The sequence below is a fragment of the Streptomyces sp. R818 genome (assembly GCF_056172735.1).
Genome location: NZ_JAOCNE010000013.1, coordinates 381,376 through 406,668 on the forward strand (window position 1 = coordinate 381,376; position 25,293 = coordinate 406,668).

27 protein-coding genes are annotated in these 25,293 nt (G+C 73.8%); 10 read left to right on the forward strand and 17 right to left on the reverse strand.

The genetic code is table 11. From position 1 onward, the window contains the following. The first annotated feature begins 141 nt into the window (after positions 1 to 141). Positions 142 to 1,140, forward strand: coding sequence for a LacI family DNA-binding transcriptional regulator (locus N5I75_RS31145; protein ID WP_476683145.1), 999 nt, complete (start codon positions 142 to 144; stop codon positions 1,138 to 1,140). A gap of 27 nt (positions 1,141 to 1,167) precedes the next feature. Here N5I75_RS31145 and N5I75_RS31150 read toward each other — a convergent pair whose 3' ends face one another. Continuing rightward, the gene (locus N5I75_RS31150) at positions 1,168 to 1,728 is read right to left on the reverse strand and encodes a YbaK/EbsC family protein (RefSeq protein ID WP_476682982.1); all 561 of its coding nucleotides are present in this window, start codon (positions 1,726 to 1,728) and stop codon (positions 1,168 to 1,170) included. Between the two features lie 76 nt (positions 1,729 to 1,804). Continuing rightward, complete coding sequence (locus tag N5I75_RS31155; protein WP_476682986.1) at positions 1,805 to 2,377, reverse strand: helix-turn-helix domain-containing protein; 573 nt, start codon at positions 2,375 to 2,377, stop codon at positions 1,805 to 1,807. A gap of 101 nt (positions 2,378 to 2,478) precedes the next feature. On the opposite strand from N5I75_RS31155, the gene N5I75_RS31160 reads away from it, so the two are divergent. Continuing rightward, the gene (locus N5I75_RS31160) at positions 2,479 to 3,360 is read left to right on the forward strand and encodes a DMT family transporter (protein ID WP_476682989.1); all 882 of its coding nucleotides are present in this window, start codon (positions 2,479 to 2,481) and stop codon (positions 3,358 to 3,360) included. A 492-nt stretch (positions 3,361 to 3,852) separates the two neighbouring features. Here N5I75_RS31160 and N5I75_RS31165 read toward each other — a convergent pair whose 3' ends face one another. Further along, on the reverse strand, positions 3,853 to 5,151 hold the full coding sequence (locus tag N5I75_RS31165; protein ID WP_476682992.1) for an MFS transporter: 1,299 nt from the start codon (positions 5,149 to 5,151) through the stop codon (positions 3,853 to 3,855). 59 nt (positions 5,152 to 5,210) lie between these two features. Further along, positions 5,211 to 5,951, reverse strand: a complete 741-nt coding sequence (locus N5I75_RS31170) for an acyltransferase (protein ID WP_476682994.1) — start codon at positions 5,949 to 5,951, stop codon at positions 5,211 to 5,213. A gap of 126 nt (positions 5,952 to 6,077) precedes the next feature. On the opposite strand from N5I75_RS31170, the gene N5I75_RS31175 reads away from it, so the two are divergent. Further along, complete coding sequence (locus tag N5I75_RS31175; protein WP_476682997.1) at positions 6,078 to 6,617, forward strand: gamma carbonic anhydrase family protein; 540 nt, start codon at positions 6,078 to 6,080, stop codon at positions 6,615 to 6,617. A gap of 52 nt (positions 6,618 to 6,669) precedes the next feature. Here N5I75_RS31175 and N5I75_RS31180 read toward each other — a convergent pair whose 3' ends face one another. The 3 genes from N5I75_RS31180 to N5I75_RS31190 all read right to left on the reverse strand — a co-directional run bounded on the left by N5I75_RS31180 (position 6,670) and on the right by N5I75_RS31190 (position 8,249). Next, positions 6,670 to 7,317 carry a DedA family protein gene (locus tag N5I75_RS31180; RefSeq protein WP_476683001.1) on the reverse strand — a complete coding sequence of 216 codons (648 nt, stop codon included), beginning with the start codon at positions 7,315 to 7,317 and terminating at the stop codon, positions 6,670 to 6,672. A 236-nt stretch (positions 7,318 to 7,553) separates the two neighbouring features. Then, positions 7,554 to 7,727, reverse strand: coding sequence for an antitoxin (locus N5I75_RS31185; protein ID WP_476683003.1), 174 nt, complete (start codon positions 7,725 to 7,727; stop codon positions 7,554 to 7,556). Between the two features lie 84 nt (positions 7,728 to 7,811). Further along, positions 7,812 to 8,249, reverse strand: a complete 438-nt coding sequence (locus N5I75_RS31190; protein ID WP_476683147.1) for a DUF4442 domain-containing protein — start codon at positions 8,247 to 8,249, stop codon at positions 7,812 to 7,814. Positions 8,250 to 8,384: 135 nt separating this feature from the next. On the opposite strand from N5I75_RS31190, the gene N5I75_RS31195 reads away from it, so the two are divergent. Together N5I75_RS31195 and N5I75_RS31200 are read left to right on the forward strand one after the other, a co-directional pair. Then, complete coding sequence (locus N5I75_RS31195) at positions 8,385 to 9,470, forward strand: DUF8017 domain-containing protein (RefSeq protein ID WP_476683005.1); 1,086 nt, start codon at positions 8,385 to 8,387, stop codon at positions 9,468 to 9,470. An 81-nt stretch (positions 9,471 to 9,551) separates the two neighbouring features. Beyond that, positions 9,552 to 10,868 (forward strand): MFS transporter, encoded by a 1,317-nt coding sequence (locus tag N5I75_RS31200; RefSeq protein ID WP_476683007.1) that lies wholly within the window; start codon positions 9,552 to 9,554, stop codon positions 10,866 to 10,868. Here N5I75_RS31200 and N5I75_RS31205 read toward each other — a convergent pair. From N5I75_RS31205 to N5I75_RS31220, 4 genes are all read right to left on the reverse strand, one after another. Further along, positions 10,855 to 11,706 (reverse strand): spermidine synthase, encoded by an 852-nt coding sequence (locus N5I75_RS31205; RefSeq protein WP_476683149.1) that lies wholly within the window; start codon positions 11,704 to 11,706, stop codon positions 10,855 to 10,857. The two genes, N5I75_RS31200 and N5I75_RS31205, sit on opposite strands and share 14 nt — an antisense overlap. Positions 11,707 to 12,225: 519 nt before the next feature. Beyond that, on the reverse strand, positions 12,226 to 13,071 hold the full coding sequence (locus N5I75_RS31210) for a patatin-like phospholipase family protein (protein WP_476683009.1): 846 nt from the start codon (positions 13,069 to 13,071) through the stop codon (positions 12,226 to 12,228). Positions 13,072 to 13,153: 82 nt separating this feature from the next. Beyond that, positions 13,154 to 14,326, reverse strand: coding sequence for an elongation factor Tu (tuf, locus tag N5I75_RS31215; RefSeq protein ID WP_476683011.1), 1,173 nt, complete (start codon positions 14,324 to 14,326; stop codon positions 13,154 to 13,156). A gap of 284 nt (positions 14,327 to 14,610) precedes the next feature. Further along, on the reverse strand, positions 14,611 to 15,315 hold the full coding sequence (locus tag N5I75_RS31220; protein WP_476683013.1) for a DNA alkylation repair protein: 705 nt from the start codon (positions 15,313 to 15,315) through the stop codon (positions 14,611 to 14,613). Positions 15,316 to 15,445: 130 nt separating this feature from the next. Between N5I75_RS31220 and N5I75_RS31225 the strand changes: the two genes are divergently transcribed. Next, positions 15,446 to 16,153: a TVP38/TMEM64 family protein gene (locus tag N5I75_RS31225; protein WP_476683015.1), complete on the forward strand. Its 708-nt coding sequence runs from the start codon at positions 15,446 to 15,448 to the stop codon at positions 16,151 to 16,153. Between the two features lie 22 nt (positions 16,154 to 16,175). Here the strand turns inward: N5I75_RS31225 and N5I75_RS31230 are convergent, their stop codons facing one another. The 3 genes from N5I75_RS31230 to N5I75_RS31240 all read right to left on the reverse strand — a co-directional run bounded on the left by N5I75_RS31230 (position 16,176) and on the right by N5I75_RS31240 (position 19,584). Further along, complete coding sequence (locus tag N5I75_RS31230; RefSeq protein ID WP_476683017.1) at positions 16,176 to 17,105, reverse strand: DUF6807 domain-containing protein; 930 nt, start codon at positions 17,103 to 17,105, stop codon at positions 16,176 to 16,178. Next, positions 17,098 to 18,276: a Gfo/Idh/MocA family protein gene (locus N5I75_RS31235; RefSeq protein ID WP_476683019.1), complete on the reverse strand. Its 1,179-nt coding sequence runs from the start codon at positions 18,274 to 18,276 to the stop codon at positions 17,098 to 17,100. Before N5I75_RS31235 ends, N5I75_RS31230 begins: the two co-directional genes overlap by 8 nt. Positions 18,277 to 18,381: 105 nt before the next feature. Then, positions 18,382 to 19,584: an MFS transporter gene (locus tag N5I75_RS31240; protein WP_476683021.1), complete on the reverse strand. Its 1,203-nt coding sequence runs from the start codon at positions 19,582 to 19,584 to the stop codon at positions 18,382 to 18,384. Positions 19,585 to 19,677: 93 nt separating this feature from the next. On the opposite strand from N5I75_RS31240, the gene N5I75_RS31245 reads away from it, so the two are divergent. Together N5I75_RS31245 and N5I75_RS31250 are read left to right on the forward strand one after the other, a co-directional pair. Beyond that, positions 19,678 to 20,679 carry a transcriptional regulator gene (locus N5I75_RS31245; RefSeq protein WP_476683023.1) on the forward strand — a complete coding sequence of 334 codons (1,002 nt, stop codon included), beginning with the start codon at positions 19,678 to 19,680 and terminating at the stop codon, positions 20,677 to 20,679. Between the two features lie 141 nt (positions 20,680 to 20,820). Continuing rightward, positions 20,821 to 21,696: an undecaprenyl-diphosphate phosphatase gene (locus N5I75_RS31250; protein WP_476683025.1), complete on the forward strand. Its 876-nt coding sequence runs from the start codon at positions 20,821 to 20,823 to the stop codon at positions 21,694 to 21,696. Between the two features lie 22 nt (positions 21,697 to 21,718). Here N5I75_RS31250 and N5I75_RS31255 read toward each other — a convergent pair whose 3' ends face one another. Further along, positions 21,719 to 22,432 carry an SDR family NAD(P)-dependent oxidoreductase gene (locus N5I75_RS31255; RefSeq protein WP_476683027.1) on the reverse strand — a complete coding sequence of 238 codons (714 nt, stop codon included), beginning with the start codon at positions 22,430 to 22,432 and terminating at the stop codon, positions 21,719 to 21,721. Positions 22,433 to 22,533: 101 nt separating this feature from the next. Here N5I75_RS31255 and N5I75_RS31260 point away from each other — a divergent pair, with 101 nt between their 5' ends. Then, positions 22,534 to 23,424 (forward strand): helix-turn-helix transcriptional regulator, encoded by an 891-nt coding sequence (locus tag N5I75_RS31260; protein WP_476683028.1) that lies wholly within the window; start codon positions 22,534 to 22,536, stop codon positions 23,422 to 23,424. Between the two features lie 58 nt (positions 23,425 to 23,482). Continuing rightward, a complete protein-coding gene (locus N5I75_RS31265; RefSeq protein WP_476683030.1) occupies positions 23,483 to 23,656 on the forward strand; it encodes a hypothetical protein in 174 nt (57 codons plus the stop codon). Positions 23,657 to 23,729: 73 nt separating this feature from the next. Here N5I75_RS31265 and N5I75_RS31270 read toward each other — a convergent pair whose 3' ends face one another. Both N5I75_RS31270 and N5I75_RS31275 read right to left on the reverse strand, forming a co-directional pair. Next, positions 23,730 to 24,485: an SDR family oxidoreductase gene (locus tag N5I75_RS31270; RefSeq protein ID WP_476683032.1), complete on the reverse strand. Its 756-nt coding sequence runs from the start codon at positions 24,483 to 24,485 to the stop codon at positions 23,730 to 23,732. A 19-nt stretch (positions 24,486 to 24,504) separates the two neighbouring features. After that, complete coding sequence (locus N5I75_RS31275) at positions 24,505 to 25,197, reverse strand: hypothetical protein (protein WP_476683034.1); 693 nt, start codon at positions 25,195 to 25,197, stop codon at positions 24,505 to 24,507. Positions 25,198 to 25,293: the final 96 nt, after the last annotated feature.

A 25,293-nucleotide genomic window follows, 5' to 3' on the forward strand; every position in this document is an offset into this window, starting at 1 on the left:
TCCAACCCGGGCGGCACCGGTGTTCACCCTGATGTTTACGTAAACATCCGGTGGCCGAATGTCTACACTGCCCTGATGAACACGGTCAAGAGTCCGGGGCACGAGGGCGCCGGAGGGCGACGCCGCACCCAGAACGCGTCGATGGCTGACGTCGCCCGGGTCGCCGGGGTCTCCTCGCAGACGGTCTCCCGCGTCTCGAACGGCTTCCCCGGCGTCCACGAGGAGACGCGGGAACGGGTCCGCGCGGCGATGAAGGAGCTGGGCTACCGGCCCAACAGCGCGGCGCGCGCCCTCAAGCGCGGCGACTTCCGCACGATCGGCGTCATCACCTTCACCCTCTCCACCACGGGCAACATGCGCACCCTGGAGGCGATCGCGGTCTCGGCCGCGCACGAGGGGTACGCGGTGACGCTGCTTCCGGTCGCCGTGCCCACGCAGGACGAGGTGCGCGGCGCCTTCTCCCGCCTCGGGGAGCTGGCGGTGGACGCGGTCATCGTCATCATGGAGGTCCACCTCCTGGACTCCGCGCGGCTGTCGCTGCCGCCGCACGTGAAGGTCGTGGTCGCGGACTCCGACGCCGGGGACCGGTACGCGGTCGTCGACACCGACCAGGCGGGCGGCACCCGCGACGCCGTACGCCACCTGCTCGGCCTGGGCCACGACACGGTCTGGCATCTGGCGGGGCCGTCGGAGTCCTACGCGGCCCAGCGCCGGACGGACGCCTGGCGCACGGCACTCGAGGAGGCGGGGCGGCCGGTCCCGCCTCCGGTACGGGGCGACTGGTCGGCCGAGTCCGGCTACCGCGCGGGGCTGCGCCTCGCCGAACAGGACGGCTGCACCGCCGTGTTCGCGGCCAACGACCAGATGGCGCTCGGCCTGCTGCGCGCCCTGGACGAGCGCGGGCGCCGGGTCCCCGGGGACGTGTCCGTGATCGGGTTCGACGACATCCCGGACTCGGGCTCGTTCCAGCCGCCGCTGACCACGGTCCACCAGGACTTCGCCGAGGTCGGCCGGCGCTGCGTGGAGAGCGCGCTGCGCCAGGTGCGCGAGAGCGAGGCGGAGCGCGGGACGACGCTGGTGCCGACGCGGCTGGTGGTGCGGGAGAGCACGGGCCGGGCGCCTGCTGTCTCCACAGGGTGACGCCCAGGCCGTCGAGCAGCGGACCCTCTACACGGTGACGCCCAGACCGTCGAGGACGACCGCGTTCGGCACCTCGGCGAGCGCCTTGCCGGGGACGATCAGCTTGCCCCTGCGGGTTCCGCTGCCGATCAGGACGTGGGGCAGGTCGACGACGGCCGCGTCCACCAGGACCGGCCAGTCGGCGGGGAGGCCGATGGGGGTGATGCCCCCGTACTCCATGCCCGTCTCGCCGACGGCGGTGTCCATGGCCGCGAACGAGGCTTTGCGCGCGCCGAGTTGGCGGCGCACGACCCCGTTGACGTCGACCCGGGTCGTGGAGAGGACGACGCACGCGGCGAGCGTGGTCTCGCCGCCGCGCTTGCCCGCGACGACCACGCAGTTCGCCGAGGCGGCGAGCAGGTCGGGCCCGTAGTGCTCGACGAAGGTCGCGGTGTCGGCCCACTCGGGGTCGGTCTCGACGCGGATCAGCTCCTGCGCGGGCACCGTGCCGCGCCAGTGCCGTACGGCGTCGGCGACGGGCCGGGTCAGGAGGTCCAGGGCGTCGGGGGCGGGGCGGGCGTCGTCGAAGGTGCCGAGGGGTGCGCGCATGGCGGCACGCTAACAGCCCGGGGGCGCCGGGTTCCGGGCGTCTCACGCTGCGAACGACGGCCCGGGTGCCGGATTCTCAGCGTTCGAACGGGACCGAGACCGCCATGATCATCCGGGTCGGTGCGCCGCCGTCGTTGCGGTACTCGTGGGGCACGTCGGCCTCGAAGGTGACGCTCGCGCCCTCGGGCACGGTGTGCGGCTCGCCGTCCACGACTACGGTCAGCTCGCCCTCGGTGACGTGGAGGAGTTCGACGGTGCCGCGCGGGTGCGGGTCGGAAGGGCTGCCCTCGCCGGGCTGGAGGAGCCAGTCCCACATCTCCAGGGGACCCGGCGCCTCGGTGCCGGCCAGGAGGCGGTGGTAGCTGCCCGCGTCCGTGTGCCAGAGCCGGACCGCCTGCTCGGCGGGGACGATCCGCACCTTGGGGCCCTGCTCGTAGTCGAGCAGCGTGGTGATGCTGATGCCGAGCGCGTCGCCGATCTTGACGACGGTGCCGATGCTCGGGTTGGTGCGGGCCTGCTCGATCTGGATGAGCATGCCGCGGCTGACGCCGGCCCGGGTGGCGAGCACGTCCAGGGTGAAGCCGCGCTCGGTCCGCCAGTGTTTGACGTTGCGGGCGAGGGACTGGGTCAGGAGGTCGAGGTCCGACACATTCCGTCCAATATTATGGATGACAGAGTGCAATGCATTGAACTACGGTGTGGTGCACCGTGCACCGAAGTGTTCAGCAAACTGTACTGCGAGGTCGTCCGTTGGAAGCACAGTCAGCGCTCTTCGCCCTGGCCACGAGCGTGCTCTGGGGCCTCGCCGACTTCGGCGGCGGGCTCCTCACCCGGCGCACCCCGGCCCTGACGGTCGTGGTCGTCTCCCAGTCCATCGCCGTGGTAGTGCTCGGCGCGATCGTCGTCGCGACGGGCGGGTGGAGCGAGGCGGGGCCCCAGCTCTGGTTCGCCGTCGGCGCGGGTCTGGTGGGGCCGGTCGCCATGCTCGCGTTCTACAAGGCCCTCGCGCTCGGGCCGATGGGCGTCGTCTCGCCGCTCGGCTCGGTCGGCGTCGCCGTGCCGGTCGGGGTGGGCCTGGTGCTCGGGGAGCGTCCCGGGCTGCTCCAGTTCGCGGGCATCCTCGTGGCTGTCGCCGGCATCGTCCTGGCGGGCGGCCCGCAGCTGCGCGGCGCTCCGGTCCAGCGCCGGGCGGTCCTGCTCACGCTCGTCGCGGCGTTCGGCTTCGGCGCGGTGATGTCCCTGATCTCGGCGGCGTCGACCACGCTGACGGGCCTGTTCCTCGCTCTGTTCGTGCAGCGCGTGACGAACGTGGCGGCGGGCGGCGCGGCCCTCTGCGTCTCCGCCAAGCGCGGGGCGCCGGTGCTCCCGGACGCGGCCGACGGCGGCGCCCGCCTCGTCCGGCGCTCGCTCCCCGCGCTGGCCTTCGTCGGCCTCGCGGACGTCGCCGCCAACGGCACGTACTCGCTGGCCGCTCAGGCGGGGCCGGTGACGGTCGCGGCGGTGCTAGCCTCGCTGTACCCGGTGATCACGGCACTGGCGGCCCGCGGCTTCCTGGCGGAGCGCTTGCGCGGGGTGCAGGCGGCGGGGGCGGGGCTCGCCTTGGTGGGGACGGTGCTGCTGGCGGCGGGGTGAGCGGGGCGGCGCGGGGCGGTGGTGCTGGCGGCGGGGTGAGCGGGACGGCCCGGGGCGGTGGTGCTGGCGGCGGGGTGAGCGGGACGGCCCGGGACGGTGCTGCTGGCGGCCGGGTGAGCGGGGCGGCCCGGGACGGTGCTGCTGGCGGCCGGATGAGCGGGGCCGGGCCCCGGGCCCGACGCGAGTGCCGGATTCGCCCTCGCCACAGCCGTGCCTCGGGCGACCGGCGGACCCGCGCCGGGGGGCGCGGCACCGGCCTCCGTCCCGGGACCGCGCCTCCGCGCCCTGGGCGCGGCTCAGATGCGGTAGCGCCGCAGACGGACCGAATCCGGCAGCGGCGCCGCACCGGCCTCCGCCCCAGGGCAGGCACCGCGCCTCCGCGCCCCAGCCCGGGTCAGATGCGGTAGCGCCGCAGACGGACCGAATCCGGCAGCGGCGCCGCACCGGTCTCCATCCCAAGGCAGGGACCGCGCCTCCGCGCCCAAGCCCGGGTCAGATGCGGTAGCGCCGCAAGGCCGGGATCGCCAGAGCCAGCGTCAGCATCAGGGCCACGACCAGGAGGCCGCCCCCGGCGACCGCCGTGCGGGGGCCGAAGGCTGAGCCCGCCGAGCCGTGGAGGACGTCGGCGAGGCGTGGGCCGCCCGCTACGACGACCGTGAAGACGCCTTGCATCCGGCCACGCATCTCGTCGGTGGCCGCGGAGAGCAGGATCGCGCCACGGAAGACCATCGAGACCATGTCCGCGATGCCGGCCACGGCGAGGAAGACCACCGCGAGCCACAGGCTGCCGCTCAGGCCGAAGCCGGTGATGGCCGCGCCCCAGGCGACGACCGCGCCGATCACCATCCAGCCGTGCCGCTTCGCTCGCGAGAACGTGCCGGAGAACAGCCCGCCGACCACCGCTCCGATCGGGATGGCCGCGAACAGCAAGCCCAGGGCGAGCCCTTCCCCGTACGGGGCGTACGTCTCGGCGGCCAGCTCCGGGAACAGGGCGCGGGGCATGCCGAAGACCATGGCGATGATGTCGGCGAGGAAGGAGAGGAGCAGGACCTTGTGGGCGCTGATGTAGCGGAAACCGGCGGCTATCTCGCGCACGCCCGCCCGGCGCTTGACCGCGTCGAGGGGCGGCAGCGCGGGGAGGCGGTAGACGGCCCACACGGTGACGCACAGCGCGAGCGCGTCGACGAGGTACAGCTCGGGCAGGCCGATGACGGGGATGAGGACCCCGGCGAGGAGCGGGCCGACGACCTGGCCGGTCTGCATGACGGTCGAGCCGAGCGCGTTGGCCGCGGCCAGCTGCCCCTCGGGCACGAGCCGGGCGATGGAGGCGTTGCGCGCCGGGGCGTTGAGGCCCCAGAACGCCTGCTGCACCGCGAGCAGCACCATGAGCGCCGCCACCGAGTCGAGCCCGACCAGGGCCTGGACCCAGAAGAGGACCGACGTCACGGCGATGCCGCAGTTGGTGATCAGCAGGAGCTTGCGCCGGTCCATGGTGTCGGCGACCGCGCCGCCCCACAGGGCGAAGACGATGAGCGGGAGCAGCCCGGCCATGCTCGCCGCGCCGACCCACGCGGACGAACCGGTGATGTCGAAGATCTGCTTGGGCACGGCGACCGCCGTGAGTTGGCTGCCGACGGCCGTGACGATGGTCGACGACCACAGCCTGCGGTAGGCGGGGATGCGCAGCGGACGCGTGTCCATGGCGAAACGGCGCCATCCGCGCCGCTCCGCCTCGGCCTCCTGCTGGTCGGCGCCTGTGCCGGTGCCGGTACTGCTCTCGCTGGTGTCCACGTGATTCCTGGTTGCTCGTTACATCTATCGAATCCAGGAGTCACTATCGCAGCAAATGGCTACGGTTCCTCAAGGTCCGCCAGGGCGAGAAGCTGCTCTGGCGTCACCCCGGAGGGGATCGGCCGCGGCGCGGGCGTGCGCAGGGGCGGCTGCCAGCCCGCCTCCGCGTCCCAGGTCCGGACGATCCGGGCGGGCGCCCCGGCCACCACCGCGTGGTCCGGCACCTCGCCGCGCACCACGGCCCCGGCGGCGACGACCACGTTCCGCCCGATCCGCGCACCCGGCAGGATCACCGCGCCGGTGCCGATCCAGCAGCCGGGCCCGATCTCCACCGGCTCCATGCGGGGCCACTGCCGGCCGATGGGCTCGTGCGGGTCGTCGTAGGAGTGGTTGGTGGAGGTGATGTAGACGTACGGGCCCATGTACACGTCGCGCCCGACGGTCACGGTCGTGTCCGCGATGACGTGGCTGCCGCGTCCGATGACGACACCGTCGCCGAGGGTCAGGATGGGGTCGGGCCCGAGGTCGAGGTCGGGCATGAGTCCGGCGGTCAGCGTGACCTGCTCGCCGATGATGCAGTGCGCGCCGAGCCTGATCCACGGCTCACCGAACACCGTGCCCTGCGGGAAGGCCAGCTTCGTCCCGTCGCCGATCGCGCCGAACCGGTGCCCGCCGGGGCGCTCCGCGGTGACGGCGCCCTGGCGCTGGGCCCAGCGCCAGCCCGCCTGGACGGCGCGGTGGGCCAGGCCGCCCCTGGCGGACCGCCCACGCGGCGAGAACACGTTCCACTGCTTCGGCACGGCGCCACGTTACTCATCCGTACCGTCCGCCCCCACCTCGACGAGCTGTGATCTTCACCCCACGGGTACGGTGCGCTCAGGCGCGACAGCACACACGAGAACCGAGCACACAAGGAGCGGCGAGCGATGGGATCCACGGGCCATGAGGCACTCGTCACCGGGATGGGCGGCAAGGAGCCGCAGGTGGACGCGGAGGCGTTCACGGCGCCGACGTCCGTCGTCATCGGCGAGGTGACACTCGGCGCGGGCGCGAGCGTCTGGTACGGGGCGGTGCTGCGCGCGGACGCGGGGCCCATCGAGATCGGCGCCGACAGCAACATCCAGGACAACTGCACGGTCCACGTCGACCCCGGCTTCCCGGTGACGGTCGGCGAGCGCGTCTCCGTCGGGCACAACGCGGTCCTGCACGGCTGCACCGTCGAGGACGACTGCCTCGTCGGCATGGGCGCCACGGTCCTCAACGGCGCGGTGATCGGCGCGGGCTCCCTGGTCGCGGCGCAGGCGCTGGTCCCGCAGGGCATGGTCGTCCCGCCCGGTTCACTGGTCGCGGGCGTCCCCACCAAGGTCAGGCGGGAACTGACCGAGGAGGAGCGCGAGGGCCTCACGCTCAACGGCACGTTCTACGTGGAGCTGGCCAAGGCCCACCGGGCGGCCCACGAAGCCTGATCCGCCGCCGGGCGGAGACGCACTCCCCGGTCACCCCCCGGTCGCTCCCCGCTCACTCCCCGGCCGGGACCGCTTCCGGTTCGGCCGGGGACTCCGCGGCGACCTTGGCCGCACGCCGCTTCATGAACAGCATCGACCCGAGCCCGAACAGCACGGCCAGGCCGAGACCCACGTACGAGAACCGCTTCAGCCAGTCCTCGGCGACGATGCCGAGGTAGTAGATGACGGCGGTCGTGCCGCCGGCCCACACGATGCCGCCGAGGACGTTGGCGATCAGGAAGCGCCAGTACGGCATGTGCAGGACACCCGCGAGCGGTCCGGCGAAGATGCGCAGCAGCGCGATGAAGCGGCCGATGAAGACGGCCCACATGCCCCACTTGTCGAAGGACCGTTCCGCCGTCGCGATGTGGGCGGGTCCGAAGTGCTTGGGGAACTTCCGGCCCAGCTTGGCGAGGAGCGGCCGGCCGCCCTTGCGCCCGATCGCGTACCCGATGGAGTCGCCGACGACGGCGCCGGCCGTGGCGCAGATGCCGAGGACGACGGGGTTGACGTCGCCGTGCTGCGACGAGAGCAGCGCCGCCGAGACGAGGACGATCTCGCCGGGCAGCGGAATGCCCAGGCTCTCGAGGCCGATGACCCCGGCCACCAGCGCGTAGATCGCGACCGCCGGAATCGTGTCGAGCCATTCCTGGACGTGCAAGGCGGTCGCCTCCTGTACCGAAAAAAACCGTGTGACCGGCGTGCGCTCCCCCACTGGCCACGCACGCCGGGCAGCCTACCTGTTCCCTATGACGCGGCCGGGACCGAAAAGGTGCATCGGGGCGGTGGTGAGGAGGACCGCACACGAGAACCCGCACGAGGACCGCGCACGTGGAAGGCCCCGCCGTACGTACGGCGGGGCCTTCCACTCGGGTTCTGCGGGAAGCGGCGGCGGGGCTACTTCTGGTCGTTGCCGAACTGGTCCCGCAGCCGGTCCTGACCCATGTCGACCTGCTTGCTGTACTTGCCCTGGGTCTTGTCGTCCACGAAGTCACCGGCCTTGTCGACACCCTGACCGGCCTTGTCCTCGTGGCCTTTCAACATTTGCTTGAGCTTGTCCATCACGGACATGGTCGGCCTCCTCGGTTCGAGCCGTTGCCTCCAGCATGGGGGCTCGTCCCGGACGCCGCATCCGCAGCACTCTCGCGGCAGGCCCTAGCCGTTGGGGCGCAGGGTCCACACGACGGTCATCTCGCCGGTCACGGCGCCGTCCGCCCGCTGGATCGCCACGGCCACCGGGAACTCGGGGCGCTCCCCCGCGTCCAGCTCCGCGACCACCTCGGCGGCCGGGCGGCCGAGGGTCGCCGTGGCGGTGACCCGGCCCATGGCCAGTTTCCGGTACGCGATCTCGGCGCTGACGGCCAGCGGCACGGCCCGCGAGAGCTGGTCCCCGAAGGCGGCGAGGACGATGGCGCCGCTCGCGGACTCGGCGAGCGTGAACATCGCTCCGGCGTGCGGACCGCCGACGTGGTTGTGGTACTCCGCCTGGTCGGGCAGGGCGACGACCGCCTTCTCCGGAGTCGTCTCCAGGAACTCGAGGTTCAGCGTGCGGGCCATCGGAACGGTCGCGGCGAGCATCTCGCCGACGGACATCTGGTCTGCGCTCATGGCGCGCATGTTACCCATCGGTAGCTACTCTGGCCATCCTCCCCGGTGGCGTGAAACCGTTGCACGTCCGGTACCGGGCGCGGACCCCGCGCACCCCAGGACCCTCTATCGTTTACGGCCATGTGGCCAGGACAGCAGCCGCCCGGGGGCGAGCAGAACCCGCAGGACCCGAACCAGCCGAACTACCCGAACAACCCGAACAGTCCGCAGGCACCCAACCCGTACCAGCAGCCCGGGTATCAGCAGCCGAACCCCTACCAGCAGCCGGGGTACCAGCAGCCGAACCCGTACCAGCAGCAGCCGCAGCCGGCGTGGAACGCGCCGACGACGCCGCTCGGCGCGCCGCAGCCGCCGAACAAGGGCGACAACCGCACGAAGATCGTCGCGATCGTCGCCGCGGCGGCCGTCGTGGTCGCGGCCGGGGTGACCGGGTTCCTGGTGCTCGGCGGGGACAAGGACGACGAGGCCGACAACGGCAAGGGCGGCGACAAGAGCCCGGCCGCCTCGCAGTCCGCGAGCCCGTCGGCGAGCGCCTCGGCGTCCGCGCCGGGCGGTGACAATCCGCGCGGCTCCGACGCCGCCGTCCAGCCGGTCGTCGCCGGGTGGCAGCCCGTCGTGAACACCAAGCACAAGACGGTCTTCGACGTCCCGCCCGGCTGGGAGGTCAGCCCCGGCGGCTCGGACCAGATCATCGGGTTCGAGTACGACTACAAGGACAAGAAGGGCAAGAAGGAGCACGGCATGACCACCGTGTCGGCTCCCGCCGAGTTCAAGACCAAGTGGTGCTCCGACGACTCCGACAAGGACGGGCGCAAGGAGGACACCTCGCTCGCCGGTGCGGGCACGCGGGGCGAGGACGGCGCCAAGACCGCCGCGCAGGCGGCCGAGAACCGGGTGCCGTGGTGGATCTACGGCGGCTACACCGAGCCGGACCTCAAGTCCGTGAAGGTGGGCAAGGCCGAGGACTTCACCAACGGCCAGGGCGTCAAGGGCAGCCTCATCAAGGCGACGTCGGAGAACTCGCCGCAGAAGGGCAAGTGCGCCAGCGACGGCAAGGCGGTCGTCTTCGCCTTCCAGAACGAGGCGGGCGACTTCGTCTCCTTCGACCTGTGGGGCGCCAAGGGCGTGAACGGCGAGCTGGACGACGCGACGATCGACAAGATCCTCGGCTCGGTCCGCTACTACAAGGACCCGACCGTCTCCTGACCGGGCCCACGCCTCCTCCCCGCTGCTCCTGGCCGGGGAAACGGTTTGGCAGATGGGGCGTGCGGCGGCGATAGTCCCTCAGTGACCTCCGCCGCCGCCTCCCCGCCTCCTGTCTCCGAGAGCCCGCGCCGCCGCCGTCCCGCGTGGGCCGGCAAGAACTACACGCTGCTCGCCGTCGCCTCGTTCATCACGACGCTCGGCGCGCACGGGGCGCTGATCGCGTCCACGTTCGCGGTGCTCGACGCGGGCGGCGACGGCGGCGACGTCGGTCTGGTCGCCGCCGCGCGCACCCTGTTCCTGGTGGTGTTCCTGCTGGTCGGCGGCGCGGTGGCGGACCGGTTCCCGCGCCACCACGTGATGGTCGCGGCCAACGGCCTCAACTTCCTCTCGCAGGGTGCCTTCGCGCTCCTCGTGCTCCACGGCGATCCGCAGCTCTGGCAGATGCTGGCGCTCAGCGCGCTCGGCGGCACCGGGCAGGCGTTCTTCAACCCTGCGGCCGAGGGCATGCTCATGGCGTCGGTCTCCGGGGAGCAGGCGAGCCGCGCGTTCGCCCTGTTCCGGATGGGGATGTCCGGCGCGGCGGTGGGCGGCGCGGCGCTCGGCGGGGCGATGGTCGCGGCGATCGGACCGGGCTGGGTGCTCGCGTTCGACGCGGCGGCGTTCGCGGTCGCGGGCGGTCTGCGGATGTTCCTGGACGTCGGCGACATCGCGCCCCGGGTGCCGGGCAGCGGGCTCCTCTCCGACATGCGGGACGGCTGGAGGGAGTTCGTCGGACGGCCCTGGCTGTGGACGATCGTCGCCCAGTTCTCGGTCGTCGTCGCCGTGGTGGGCGCGGCCGAGTCGGTGTTCGGGCCGCTGGTCGCGCGGGACGAGCTGGGCGGGGCCGGGCCATGGGGCATCGCCCTCGGCGCGTTCGGTGTCGGCACGATCCTCGGCGGTCTGCTGATGATGCGCTGGAAGCCGCAGCGGCTGCTGTTCGCCGCGACGCTCTCGGTGTTCTCCCTGGCCCTGCCCTCGGCCGCGCTCGCGGTCCCGGTGCCGCTCGGCGCCTTGATCGCCGTGATGTTCGTCAGCGGCGTCACGATCGAGATCTTCGGCGTCTCCTGGATCACCGCGCTGCACCAGGAGATCCCCGAGGACAAGCTGTCGCGCGTCTCCGCCTACGACTGGTTCGGCTCGGTGGCGATGGTGCCGCTGGCCACGGCGCTCGCGGGCCCGGCCGAGTCGGCGTTCGGCCGCACCGAGTCGCTGTGGGGCTGCGCGGCGCTCGTCGTCCTCGCGACCTCGGCGGTGCTGTTCGTACCGGACGTACGGAATCTGCGGCGCCGCACCACGACGGAGGTCGTGGCGTCCGGCGACGACGCCGCCGCGCGGGAGGCGGACCTCAGCCCACGCTGAACGAGCCGCCCGGCGGCTCCGGGGACGGCACCGCGTCCGCCTCCGTGACGGGCTTCGCGTCGCCGGTGAACCGGCGCAGACCGTCGCTGTGCTCGACCCTGGCCGGGAACGCGTCGCGGGCGGTGCGCCGGGCCAGCTCCGGCACGTCGAACTCCCGCCGGGAGGCGACGAGCACGGCGTTGCCGAACCGGCGGCCGCGCAGGACGCCGGGCTCCGCGATCAGCGCGAGATGTGGGAACACGGTCCCCAGGGTGGCCAGCTGGGAGCGGAGGAAGGTGAACGGGGCCCCGTCCGCGAGGTTGGCCGCGTAGGTGCCGCCGGGCCGCAGCACGCGGTGCGCCTCGCGCGCGTACGCCTCCGTCGTCAGGTGCGCGGGCACCCGCGAGCCGCCGAACACGTCGGCCACGAGGACGTCCGCCGAGCCGTCCGGCGCGCCCGCGAGCCACTGCCGGGCGTCGGCGCCGTGCACGGAGATGTCCGCCCCGGCCGGGAGCGGCAGATGCTCCGCGACCAGATCGAGCAGCGCCCGGTCCGCGTCGACGACGTCCTGCCGGGAACCCGGCCGCGTCGCGGCGACGTACCGGGCGAGTGTGCAGGCGCCGCCGCCCAGGTGCAGCACGTCAAGGGGGCGCCCCTCGGGCGCCGCGCAGTCGATCACGTGGCCGAGCCGCCGGGCGTACTCGAACTCCAGGTGCCCCGGTTCGTCGAGGTCCACATAGGACTGCGGCGCCCCGTCCACCGTGAGCAGCCAGGCCCGCCGCCTGTCCACATCGGGCAGCAACTTGGCGAGACCGTGGTCGACGGGGCGGCACACGGGTATCGGCTCGGGGTCCGGCACGGAGGGGGACTCCGCTACGGGCTCGGGGTCCGGCACGGAGGGGGACTCCGCTACGGGCTCGGGGTCCGGCACGGAGGGGGACTCCGCTACGGGCTCGGGGTCCGGCACGGAGGGGACTCCGCTACGGGCTCGGGGTCCGGCACGGAGGGGGACTCCGCTACGGGCTCGGGGTCCGGCACGGAGGGGGACTCCGGTACGGGCTCGGGGTCCGGTACGGGGCTGGGCTCGTTCACGTGCCCATTGTGCCGGGGGCCGCGCGGAGTCCGGCCCTTCGGTTCAGGCAGCGGCCCGGCTGTCGGCCGCCGGGTCGGGTCGGCCGTCCGGCTCCTGGCCGCCCGAGCCAGCGGGCCGCTCGGCCCCACCCCTCGGGCTCGGTCGGCGATCCGCCCCCGGCCACCCACTCCCCGGCCCTCCGGGTCAGTCGGCCGTCCGGCTGTCCGGATGCCCGTTCCGGTCAGCCGTCCAGCTTCAGGCCGCTCGATTCAGCCGACCGACCGGCACCAAGCCCCAGCGTCCGGTTCAGTCGGCGGCCCACACGCCCCGTACCGCCTCCGCGTGTGCCGTCGCCTGCCGGTGGCCCGCGCGGGCGGCCGGGGCCCGGTGGGCCGGGTCCAGGCTGTTGAGGCCCATGGCGCGGCGGGCGGTGCGGTCCGGGGTGATCAGGGCGACCCGGGCGCCCGCCGCCGCGAGCCGGGCCGCCTGGGCGCGGGCCGGGTGCAGGACGCCGCCGCCCGCCGCGACGGGGGCGAGGACGACGACCCGCTCGTGCCCCGCCGCGAGGTGCGCGTTGGCCGGGGAGCGCATCCCGCCGTCGATCCAGCGGGCGCCCCCGATGGTCACCGGCGGCCAGACGCCGGGCACGGCACAGCTCGCCGCGACGGCGTCCACCAGGGCCACGTCGTCCTCCCCGGCGAAGACCCGGAACTCCCCCGTGCGCGCCTGCACCGCGGTGACCAGCAGGCGCCGCGCCGGCCAGTCGTGCGAGACGAGCCGACCGGCGATCACCGCGCGCCGCGCCGCCTCGTCGGGCGTGTGCGCGGCCAGCGCGAGGCGGCCGATCCTGCGGCCGTACGCCTCCGCCGTGCGGGAGGTGAGCGCGGCGCGGGCGAAGCGGAGGACGAGGCCCGCGCCGAGCGTGCCGCCCGTCTCGTGCCCGTGCGGGGCGAGTTGACGCTCGTACAGGGCCGCCGGGGTGAGCTTGCCGGAGGTGAGCTGGGCGCCGACGATGGAGCCCGCCGAGGTGCCGATCACCGTGTCGGCGTCGCCCAGGTCGATGCCCGCCTCCGCGAGTCCGTGCAGCATTCCGCAGAGCCAGCCGACGCCCGCGATCCCGCCGCCGCCGAGTACGAGTGCCCTGCCCGCCACCGTGACCTCCCTCGCGCGCCCCTGCGTCGCGCCCAGTGTGGCGCACGGGCGGTGCGGCCGGGACCCGGCCGCACCGCCCTCTTCACCCGACGCTCGTCACCGTCCCCGCGCCGACGGTCCGGCCGCCCTCGCGGATCGCGAAGCCGAGCCCGGACTCCAGCGGCACGTCACGGCCGAGCTCGACCGTCATGGTGACGGTGGAGCCGGGCCGCGCCACCGCCGCCCCGCCGAGGTCGATGTCCCCGACGACATCGGCGGTGCGCAGGTAGAACTGCGGCCGGTAGCCGGTGGCGACGGGCGTGGTGCGGCCGCCCTCCGCCGCCGACAGGACGTACACCTGCGCGGTGAAGCGCCGGGCGGGCCGGACGCTGCCGGGCTCGGCGACGACGTGGCCGCGCCGCACCGCGTCCCGGGGCACCCCGCGCAGCAGCAGCGCCACGTTGTCCGCGGCCTGCGCCTCGTCCATCGGCTTGCCGAAGGTCTCCAGGCCGGTGACGACGGTCTCGACATCCTCCGCTCCGTAGACGCGTACACGGTCGCCCATGCGGACGCGCCCGCGCTCCACCGCGCCGGTGACGACGGTGCCGCGTCCGCTGATCGTCAGCACGTTCTCGACCGGCAGCAGGAACGGCGCGTCCACGTACCGCTCGGGCATCGGCACGTACGTGTCCACCGCGTCGAGCAGCGCCTCGATGGACGCCACCCAGCGCGGGTCGCCCTCCAGGGCCCCCAGCCCGGAGACCCGGACGACGGGCACGGAGTCGCCGCCGTAGCCGTGCGCGGAGAGCAGTTCGCGCACCTCCAGCTCGACGAGGTCGGTCAGCTCGGGGTCGCCCGCGTCGGCCTTGTTGACGGCGACGACGATGTGGTCGACGCCCACCTGCCGCGCGAGCAGCACGTGTTCGGCGGTCTGCGGCATGATCCCGTCGAGCGCGGAGACGACGAGGATCGCCCCGTCGAGCTGGGCCGCGCCCGTGACCATGTTCTTGATGTAGTCGGCGTGACCGGGCATGTCGACGTGCGCGTAGTGGCGGGTGTCGGTCTCGTACTCGACGTGCGCGATGTTGATGGTGATGCCGCGCTGCGCCTCCTCCGGCGCCTTGTCGATCCGGTCGAACGGCACGAAGGTGCTCCCGCCGCGCGCGGCGAGGACCTTGGTGATGGCGGCGGTCAGGGTGGTCTTGCCGTGGTCGACATGGCCCATGGTGCCGATGTTCAGGTGCGGCTTGGTGCGCACGTATGCCGTCTTGGGCATGGCTGGGGTGGTTCCTTCCGGAACATCCGAACGACGCGCGTGCGTGCTCGGATCTGTGAGGGCCTCACGCGCGTGCGGGAGGCGGGGACCCCTGAGCCGGGCCGACCCTCCCCCTGCGGGGTCCGCCGGAATGTCCGGAGAGGGTCAGCTTCGCGCGCCGTCGACGGCTGCTGCGTGAAGGACGGCAGCCTGAGCAGCGTCCGCGACTGCGGACGGAGCTGCGAGGAAGGCGTGCCGGAACATGTGCAGATCATCGCCGACCCGGCCCCGCGCGTCGAATGGTTTTAGCCGACGGCCTTCAGGGCTTCCCGCGCCGACAGCGGCGCGAGCACGTCCCGGTGCGCGGCGACGAAGGACCGTACGGCGTCGGGGTCGGTCTTCGCGTACTCGCGCAGGCTCCAGCCGATCGCTTTGCGGAGGAAGAAGTCCGGGTGCCCGGCCTGGCGCAGGCAGTACGCGAACAGCCGCTCGGTGTCCGTCGATTCCTTGTAACGGAGCTGGTGCAGGAGCGCGGTCCTCGCGACCCAGAGGTCGTCGTCCTCGATCCACGCGTCCATGGCGGCGGCGAGAGCGGGATCGGCGGCGACGAGGCCGCCCACCACGTGCGCGGCGAGCAGGTCCACCGTGTCCCACCACGGCACGGTCACCACCAACTGGCGGGCGACGGGCAGGAACCCGGACGACAGGCGGCGCACGTGCCGCCGCAGCAGATCGACGGCGAAGTAGGCGTACTCGCGCTCGGGCAGCCCCCAGCAGCGCAGGGCGACGGCGGTGAGATCCGTCTCGTCCGGCTTCGGCGCCCCGGCGAGCACCGCCTTGCTCAACTCCCGCCGCAGGGGCGACGGAAGGCCCAGGAAAGGCGCCACGTCCTTCATGTACGCGCGCATTCGCGCGGCCCTTTCCGGGTCGGCCCGCGCGCCGTAGACGTCGACGAGCCTGGTCAGGACGGTGTCGGCGAAGGCGCTCGGCGGTGGCGCGGCGACGGGCACGGAACTCCTCCCCCGGGCCTCCCGGCCCGGATCGCGGGCCGCGGCCCGGGCCGGAACCGCGGGAAGAACCACGGCAAAAGTGAGATACAACCTACGGCGATCTTATGTACGTGTCGGTTAGTCTCCCCGGATGTTCGAAACCGTAGCCGCCCGTCCCGCCGGCCTGGCCGCGCGCTGCACCCGCGTCCTGCTCTCGCCGTGGGCGAGACTCGCGCTGCTGGTGACGCTGCTCGCCGCGGGCGCGTCGTGCGTGCTGCTGTTCGAGCCGCAGAGGTACCTGTCCGGCGGATGGCAGGCCGAGGTGGGCGGCGCGGCGGCGGTGGTGCTGTTCGCCGTGGCGTACGGGGTGTGCACGGTCGCCTTCATGCCGCGCCCCCTGCTGAACCTCGCGGCGGGCGCCCTGTTCGGCTCCCAGCTGGGACTGCTCGGGGCGATCGCCGGGACCGTGCTCGGCGCGGGGCTCGCCTTCGGTCTGGGCCGGATGCTCGGTCAGGACGCGCTGCGGCCACTGCTGCGCGGGCGCTGGCTGAAGGCGGCGGACGGCCAGTTGAGCCGGCACGGCTTCCGCTCGATGCTGGCGGCCCGCCTCTTCCCCGGCATCCCGTTCTGGGCGGCGAACTACTGCGCGTCCATCTCCCGGATGAGCTGGCCCGCGTTCCTCCTGGCGACCGGGCTGGGCTCCATCCCCAACACGGCGGCGTACGTGGTCGCGGGCGCCCGCGCCTCGACGCCGACCTCGCCCGCGTTCCTGATCGCGATGGGCTTCATCACGGTCACGGCGGTGGCGGGCGCGCTGGTGGCGTGGCTGAAGCGGCACAAGCTGCGCGCCCGCGTCTAGGGCCTGATCCCCTCCTCGCCGCTCACCACGGGTGCCCCGCCAGGTACCCGGCGATCTCGTCCCGCTCCCACGCGCCGTCGGCGACGACGACGCGGTAGCGGCGGGTGAGGGTGGCGCCCGGCTCCAGGACCAGTTCGTCGTGGAAGGCGAACGAGGGGGCCACGGCGGCGAACGGGTCGTTGCGCACGAACCAGTGCGCCGGATGCGCGCCCCGCTCCCCCGCGTGGTCGTTCTCCGGGGCGTGCTCGAAGACGAGCGTGGCGTGCCCGTCGGCGCCGTCGTGCTCGGCGCTGTAGGCGAGCCACGGCGCCTGCGTCCCCATCACCCCCGGCCCCTCGGCGTCGGCGGTCCTGATCCGCCCGTCCCGGAAGCCGCGCGGGCCGCGCCAGAACAGGCCGGTGTAGCCCGCCATCGCGCGGCCGTGCGTGGTGGGGCTGCCGAACCGCAGGGGCTCGGCGCGGCGGTTGGTGACGGCGCTGGTCCAGATCAGCGCCCAGGACCCGGCGGCCGGGTCGACGTCGCGCACCTCGACGCGGCGCTCCTCGTCGGCCCACAGCTCACCGCCGTACGGGTGCCAGGTGAGCCGCTCGGCGATGGTCAGCCCGTGGGTGTCGGCGGCGACCGTGTCGAAGCCGACGTGCGCCATCGAGCCGACCCGCTCGGGCAGTGCCAGGTACCCCTCGCCGTGGACGTAGGTGTTGCCGCCCCACAGGTTCTGGCCCGAGAGGTGCGAGGCGGTCAGCTGCAGGCCCTTGTGCCAGCGGTGGTCGTGGGGCCGGTAGTCGGTGACGACGTCGCCGCTCAGCGTCCGGACCGGGTGCAGGTACGGCTTGGGCGCCTCCCAGGCGGCCTCGGGCCGGTAGACGTAGGCGAACAGCTCGACGCCCGTGGCGGGTTCGGTGACGGTGATCCGGTCGCCGTGGGCGTGGACGACGCGCAGGGTCTCACTCATGGGCGGCGGCCTCCTGGACGGGCGCCCAGCCGGGGGCGCCGCCGTGCAGGGCGGTGTAGTACGGGTCGCCGGGGCCGATCTCACCGGCGCGGACGGTCGCGTCGGTGAACGCGGACTTGTAGAGCGCGGAGACCAGCTCCAGGCTCGTACGGCCGTCGGGCCCGCTGCCGCGGGGGCGCTCGCCCGCCCGCATGGAGGCGAGGAGTTCGCGGAGCTGGGCGAGGTGGGAGCTGGGCACGTCGGCGCCGAAGTCGCGCCAGGAGGCGGCGAGGGCGGCGGGGACGTCGCGGGCCGGGGTGACGGTCCAGTCGGCGTTGCCGTACCCGTACAGATGGGTCAGTTCGAGGGTGGCGCGCTCGCAGTCGATCCGGATGCGGCTGACCTCGTCGGGGCTGAGGACGCTGTTGACGACGGTGGCCATCGCGCCGCTCGCGAAGCGGACGAGGGCGGTCGAGACGTCCTCGGTCTCCACGGCGTGCACCAGTCGCCCGGCCATGGCTCGGATCTCGGTCCACGGTCCGAGGATGTCGAGGAGCAGGTCCGTCTGGTGGATGCCGTGGCCCATGGCGGGGCCGCCGCCCTCGGTGCCCCAGCGGCCGCGCCACGGCACGGCGTAGTAGGCGGTGTCCCGGTACCAGGTGGTCTGGCAGAGGGCGACCAGCGGACGGCCCACCTCGCCCTTGGCGAGCAGCTCCCGGACGTGCCGCGCGCTCGAACCGAACCGGTGCTGGAAGACGATCGCCGCGTAGGGGCCGCCCTCCGCGCCCTCGGCCGCCTCGATGGCGTCGAACTCCGCCAGGGACGGCGTCGGCGGCTTCTCGCACCACACCCAGGCGCCCGACCGCAGGGCCGCGACGGTCTGTTCGCGGTGCAGGGTGGGCGGCGTGCAGACGGTGACGAGGTCGGGCCTCTGCTCGTCGAGCATGCGTTGCAGGTCGGTGTACGGGTGCGGGACGCCGCCGTCCGCGCAGAAGCGGCGTACGGCGTCGTCGTCGATGTCGACCGCCGCGACGACCTCCAGTTCACCTTCCGCGGCCAGCTCCTTCAGCGCGGGAAGGTGGCTGCCGCGGGCGATGGCGCCGGTGCCGATGACGGCGGCCTTGAGGCGGTGGGTCCGGGGGCCGGGGCGGGCGGGTCGGCCGGGCGTTGCCGGTGCGGGTGTGGTGCGCATGGGCGCGATCGACACTCCATCGGGGTGCGGTGACAGGGCCGGGGACATCGCCTTGGTAAGCGCTTTCTCCCTAGCTGTGACGCTAAGCGGATGGAACGACAGGGGTCAACAGGCCGGAGGGAGTTGATCCACCGGCCGCTCCTTCCGGCGCTCCAGCGGGCGCAGGCCGGGTGCGAGCGCGAGCGTGACCGCCAGGGAGACGGCCGCCAGGAGCGTCATGGCCGTGGCCGGTGAGGTCGCCTCGGCCAGGGCGCCCGCGAGGAGGGCCGCCACGCCTTGCGCCGAGAGCATGCCCGCCGTGTGCAAGCCGAGCGCGTGGCCGCTGAGTTCGTCCGGGGTGAGCGCGACAAGGCGCTCCTGGAGCAGCAGGCTCGCCGCGAAGCCGACGGAGGCCAGCGCCACCGCGCACGCGGCGACCGGCAGGGCGAGCCGCGTCGCGAACAGCAGGTAGGGCGCGGCGAGGAGCAACCGCAGGGGCGCGCCGAGCCGGGCCCGCCAGTGCGGCGGCAGGAAGCGGCCCGCGAGGACGTCACCGGCGAGCATGCCGACGGCGGCGCTCGCGAGCAGCACGCCCGCGTGCCCGGGGTCGTAGGGGACGAACAGGGCTTCGCAGCCGACGATCAGCCCGTTCGGCACCCAGAGGGCGAGGTAGACGTACCGGCGCGGTCGGGAGGACCACAGGAGGGCGTTGCCGCGCATTGTCTCCGCTACGGACGGGCGGCCCTTCGCGCGCGCGGGGCGCCGGGTCAGGCCGAGGCGGGCGACGACCGCCGACAGGCCGTAGAGGGCGGCGGCGATCAGGAGGGTGCCGCGCGGGGAGACGGCCTGGACCAGGAGGCCGCCGAGCGCGTACCCGAGGATCTGGCAGAGGCCCGTGCTCATGTTGAGGACCGAGCGGCCGAGGAGGTAGCCGTCCCGGTCGAGGATGTCGGTGAGCAGGCCGTAGCGGACGCCGCCGCCGAGGGCCGCGGGCACGCCCTGGGCGAGGACGAGCGCGAGCGCCAGGGCCGTGGGCACACCGGGTGCCGCCTGCGCCGCCGTGGCGAGGCCGAGAAGCAGTGGCAGTCCGGCGAGGGCCGTGCGCGGAGGCAGCCGGTCCGCGGCCGAGAGCAGCGTGAACGCGCCCACGACCTGCGCGAGCGCGGGGCCGAACATGGCGAGCGCGGAGAGCAGCGCGGAGCCCGTCGAGGCGTAGACCAACGAGCCGAGGGCCAGGCCCGCGACCGTCCGGGCGGCCACCTGGGTCGCGCAGGCGAGGAAGAAGGGCGGGTACTCCGGGGTCCGGAACAGGTCGCGGTAGGTACGCATGGGGGAAGGCTGCGGGGCGGTGGGGTCGGGTGGTTAATGTTTCGCGGAGGAGCGAAAGGCGGCCTCCGCGGAGGTGCGCAGGGGGGCGGCCGTATGGGCATCTGGCAGGTCGACGCCGACACGCTCGCGGGGAGCCGGTTCGTCGTGTCGCAGCTCGTCGAGGTGACGGCGAGTCTGAAGAAGCTGGCGGAGGCGAAGGCGGCGCATCCGGGCGAGCGGGCGTGGCTGGACGCCCACCTGCCCGCCTATCGGGCGCGGCTGGCCGCGGACCCGGTGACGGCGGCGCTGGTGGACGCCGCGTTCGGCGCGTCCTGGATCGCCGATTTCGTCACGCCCACCCCGAGCGGGGTGCCCGGACCCGATCTGGCCTCCGGTCTGGCGCGGATCCGGGCCACGCCGCCGGAGACGGTCCGCGCCGACCTGGCCGTGGCCTCGGGCGGCCCGCTGCCCGGCCCCCTGGCCCGCGCCGACGACCTCGCCGAGCGCATGGCCGCCCTGCTCGACCGGGTGTGGCGGGAGACGGTGCGGCCGGACTGGGACCGGCGGCGCCGCGTCCTGGAGGCCGACGTGATCGCGCGGACGCGGGAGCTGACCGTCGGGGGCTGGGCGGCGGCCTTCGACGGGATGCGGCCCGCGATGCGCTGGCTCGGCGAGGGACGGCTGCGGATCAACGCACACGACCACCCGCCCCGGGACATCTCCGGGGCCGCGCTGCTGTTCGTCCCCGTCACCCCGCACCAGGGCTGGGTCTCCTGGCCGGAGCCCGCGGACCGGTACGCGGTGGTCTACCCCTGTGCGGGCGCCCTCGCCGACGCGGGCCGGACGGTGCCGCCCGCCGCCCTCGCCACGCTGCTCGGCACGGCCCGCGCGCAGGTCCTCACCCTGCTCGGCACACCTCTGACGACGACCCAGCTGGTGGCCCTGACCGGCCAGGGGCTCGGTTCCGTGGGCCGTCACCTGAAGGTGCTGCTCGACGCGCGCCTCGTACGGCGACGGCGTGCGGGCCGCTCGGTCCTGTACTACCGGGCACCGGCCGGGGACACGCTTCTCCTGGCCCAGGAGGAGGGAGCGGAGGGCGGGAGAAGGGGGACATGACCGACCCCGTGGGGGTCCCGTCACTTTCGGGCGCTACGCTGCCCCCGCGCACACCCGAGCCGAAGGCCGCGGGGAGCGCAGTCCTTCGCCCGGTCCGCGTTCGCGGCCGGTTCCGCCCGCACCTTGGATCGCCTCTTCCCCATGTCTTGGTTCGAATCGTTCATTCTCGGCCTCGTCCAGGGACTGACGGAGTTCCTCCCGATCTCGTCGAGCGCCCACCTCCGTCTGACCGCCGCGTTCGCGAGCTGGAACGACCCGGGCGCCGCCTTCACGGCGATCACCCAGCTCGGCACGGAGACGGCGGTGGTGATCTTCTTCCGGAAGGACATCGCCCGGATCGTCTCCGCCTGGTTCCGGTCGCTGACCGACAAGACGATGCGCGGCGACCACGACGCCCAGATGGGCTGGCTGGTCATCGTGGGCTCGATCCCGATCGGCGTGCTCGGCGTGACGCTGAAGGACCAGATCGAGGGCCCCTTCCGCGACCTGCGGCTGACCGCGACGACGCTGATCGTGATGGGCGTCGTCCTCGGCATCGCCGACCGGCTCGCGGCCCGCGACGAGACGGGCGGCAAGCACCGCGCCATCCGCAGCCGCAAGGAGCTGAAGGACCTCTCCGTCAAGGACGGCCTGATCTACGGCGTCTGCCAGGCGATGGCCCTGATCCCGGGCGTCTCCCGGTCCGGCGCGACCATCAGCGGCGGCCTCTTCCTCGGGTACACCCGTGAGGCGGCGGCCCGGTACTCGTTCCTCCTGGCCATCCCCGCGGTGCTCGCCTCGGGCGTCTTCGAGCTGAAGGACGCGACCGAGGGCGGCCACGTCTCGTGGGGCCCGACGATCTTCGCGACGGTCATCGCCTTCGTCGTGGGCTACGCGGTCATCTCCTGGCTCATGAAGTACATCTCCACGAAGAGCTTCATGCCGTTCGTGTACTACCGGATCGCGCTCGGCATCGCGCTGTTCGTACTGGTGAGCATGGGCGTGCTGTCACCGCACGCGGCGGAGTCGTCGGGCTGACGCCGACGGGCCGGGGCGCGGCTCACCAGGCCACGGGGCCGTGTGCGTCGAAGTAGCCGCCCGTCGGTCCTTCCGGTCCCGTCTGCGCCATCCGCACGATGATCTCCGCGCCCTCCTCCACGGTCTGGACGCCGGTGTTGCCGTTGAGGTCGGTCTTGGTGAAGCCCGGTTCGACCGAGTTGATCCGCAGCCGCGGGAACGCCTTCGCGTACTGCACGGTCAGCATGTTCACGGCCGTCTTCGAGGCCGGGTAGGCGATGCCCGGATAGCCGTACGCGGGCGCCGTCGGGTCGGTGACCAGGGCCATCGAGCCGAGTCCGCTGCTGACGTTCACGACGACGGGTGCCGGGGCGGTGGAGCGGAGCAGCAGCGGCAGGAACGCGTGGGTGACGCGCAGGGTGCCGTAGAGGTTGGTCTCGATGAGCGGGCGCAGGGTGCCGACGGTCTCGTCGGCAGGAGCGACGATGCCGTTGCCGTCGGTGCGGCCCTCGATGCCGGCGTTGTTGACGAGGACGTCCAGACCGCCGTCGGCCTCGATCGTGCGGGCCGCGGCGGCGACGGAGGCGTCGTCCGTGACGTCGATGACGACGTGGCGCGCGCCCAGCTCCTCGGCGGTGCGCCGGCCGCGCTCCGCGTCGCGGCTGCCCACGTAGACGGTGTGGCCCGCGGCGACGAGGCGGCGGGCGGTCTCGCGGCCGAGACCCTTGTTGGCTCCTGTGATCAGTGTCGTGGTCATGGGTCAAGGCTGCGTCGCGGCGGCGCGCCGGGCCAGCCGTCCGGTCTTCCTGGGACCGCGGGTACCAGGAAGATCCGGGCGGGGCGGTGCACAGTGGGGGCATGACGAGCGCGCGATCCGGATTCGGCCGGCCGTCCACGGGGCCCGACGCGGCCTTCGGGGACGCGGTGCGGCGGTGGCGGGACCGGGTGCCGCCCGAGTCCGTGGGGCTGACGCCGGTCGGGCAGCGGCGCGCGGCCGGGCTGCGGCGCGAGGAGCTCGCCCTCCTCGCGGGCATTTCGGCCGACTACGTCACCCGGCTGGAACAGGGCCGCGCCAGCCATCCGTCGGACCAGGTCGTCGAGGCGCTCGCGCGGGCGCTGCGGCTGTCGCCGGACGAGCGGACGCATCTGTTCCGGCTGGCCGGTCTGGTGGAGCCGGGGCCCGACCGGGTGCCCGCCGCGCTGACGCCGGGCGTGCACCGGATGCTGCGGCGGCTGACCGGTACGCCGGTCGCGGTGTTCGACGCGGCGTGGACGCTGCTCCTCGCGAACCCGCTCTACACGGAGTTGATGGGCGAGCGGCCGGAGTGGGACGGCCATGGCCGCAACGGGGTCTGGTGGACGTTCCTCGGTCCGCCCGGCCGTGTACGGCAGAGCGCGCGGGCGCGGCGGGCGATGGAGGCGGCGCTGGTCGGCGACGTGCGCGCGACGGCGGGCCGCTATCCGTCGGACGAGCGCCTGAGCGCCCTGATCCGCGAACTGCGGGCGCGCAGCGACCGGTTCGCCGAGCTGTGGGACTCCGGGGCGGTGGGGCGCCACGAGTCGGCGCGCAAGACGGTCGACCACCCCGAGGCGGGCCCGCTGACGCTGGACTGCGACATTCTCACGGTCGCGGGCGACGGGATCCGCCTCATGGTCTACACGGCGGAACCCGGCACTCCGGACGCGGACCGCCTCGCTCGGCTGACGTGCGCACTCAACGTCAACTCCGGCGCCGAAGTGATCACTTGACGCATGCGAACGCTCGCTCAGGGTTCACAATCGGTCGTCTGGCACGTAACCTTGGCACATGCCGCCTGTCCCGCCCTGTCCCGTGCGGTCTGCCGACGAGGTGAACGAGCAGATCCGCGGCCTGTGGCTGCGCACCGGCGGGCGCCTCTCCGCGGAACAGCGCACGGAGTACGAGCTGCTGGTGCGGGAGTGGGCCGCGGCGGTCCACGCGGAGATGGACGAGTCCGCCTGAACCGCCCCTCCGCCTGAACCGCCTTCGGCCCGACCGCCCCTCGGCCCGACCGCCGCGACCCCGCGCGAAGCGCCTACCGGCCGCCTGCCACCCGCAACACCGTGCCTGTCGTGTACGACGCGTCCGCCGACAGGAGCCATGCGATGCCCGCCGCGACCTCCTCCGCGGCGCCGGGGCGGCGCAGCGGGATGCCGGGGGCCGCCTGCGCGGCGCGGTCGGGGGCGCCGCTCGTGGCGTGGATCTCGGTGTCGATGACGCCCGGGGCGACCGCGTTGACCCGTACGCCGACCGGGCCCAGCTCCTTGGCCAGGCCGATCGTGAGGGTGTCGACGGCGGCCTTGGACGCGGCGTAGTGCACGTACTCGCCGGGGCTGCCGAGCGTGGCCGCGCCGGAGGAGACGTTGACGATGGCGCCGTTGCCTGCGGCGGTCATGTCCCGGGCAGCGCGGCGGCAGCAGAGCAGGACACCGAGGACATTGACGTCGACCACGCGGCGCAGGCTCTCCGTGCTCGCCTCCGCGAGGGGGCCGATCGGCGACGTGACCCCGGCGTTGTTCACGAGGCCGGTGAGCGGGCCGAGCCGCTCCGCCGCCTCGTCGAACATCCGCTCCACGTCCGCCTCCTGGGAGGTGTCCGCGCGCAGGACGACGCAGCGGCCGCCGATCAGGGCGACGGCCTCGGCGACCCGCTCCGCCGCGCCCTGGTCATGGACGTAGGAGAGCGCGACATCGTGTCCGTCGCGGGCGAGGCGCAGCGCGGTCGCGGCGCCGATACCGCGGCTGCCGCCGGTGATCAACGTGTACGGACGGGACGGAACGGTGCTGGTCAAAGGGGCCTCCCGGCGGTGATCAAGTCGCGCGGGGTGCACCGTACCAGCGCCATTTCCCGACCCGTTCGCGGCCCGGCAGGTCCCCGCGCCCGGTCAGCCACAGCAGGGCCGCCCAAGGTTCGGCGTCCTCGGGGGCGTCAGGGAAGAGGCGGTGCAGCGCGCGGGCGCAGAGGCCGGCGGGCGGCGGCGGGAAGTCCACCCCGAGGCCCCGCGCCAGGTCGTGCGCGTGCAGCAGCGTCTCGACCACGCCCATCGCGGCGAAGCCCTCGGGGTCGCTGACGCCGAAGACGTGGTGCGCGCGGGCGGTCGCCGGGGTCGCGCGCGCGACGGCGGCGAGCAGCCCGCCACAGTCCGCAAGGACCTGGAGCAGCCCGGCGGGGCCGGCGTCCCGGTCGGCGGTGACGGTGTTCGCGGGTCCCTCGGGGCGCCGCCGCGTCCAGCCGAACGTCTCGCGGTCGTCGGTCGAGGGCCGCAGCGAACCGATCTTCGCCGCGTAGGCGAAGAGGTCGTCGGCGAGGTGCTCGCCGGTCTCCCAGCACGTCCACTCCAGCGACCCGGCGGGCACGTCCCAGTCGGCGTCGAGCGCGGAGCGCAACGCGGTCACGGCGAGGTCGACGGCGTGCGCCACGTCGTCGGCGGTGACGGGCCCGGGGTCCCGGTCCGTCGGGGTGTTCGATTCGACTGACGATTCGGCTGACGATTCGGCTGACATGCAGGGACCGTAACAGCGATCCGCCCGGCCGTCCGGGGGATTTCCGCCCCGCTCGCGCACGCCCCTTGGCTGCGCGCACCGGGGGCTCGACACTTG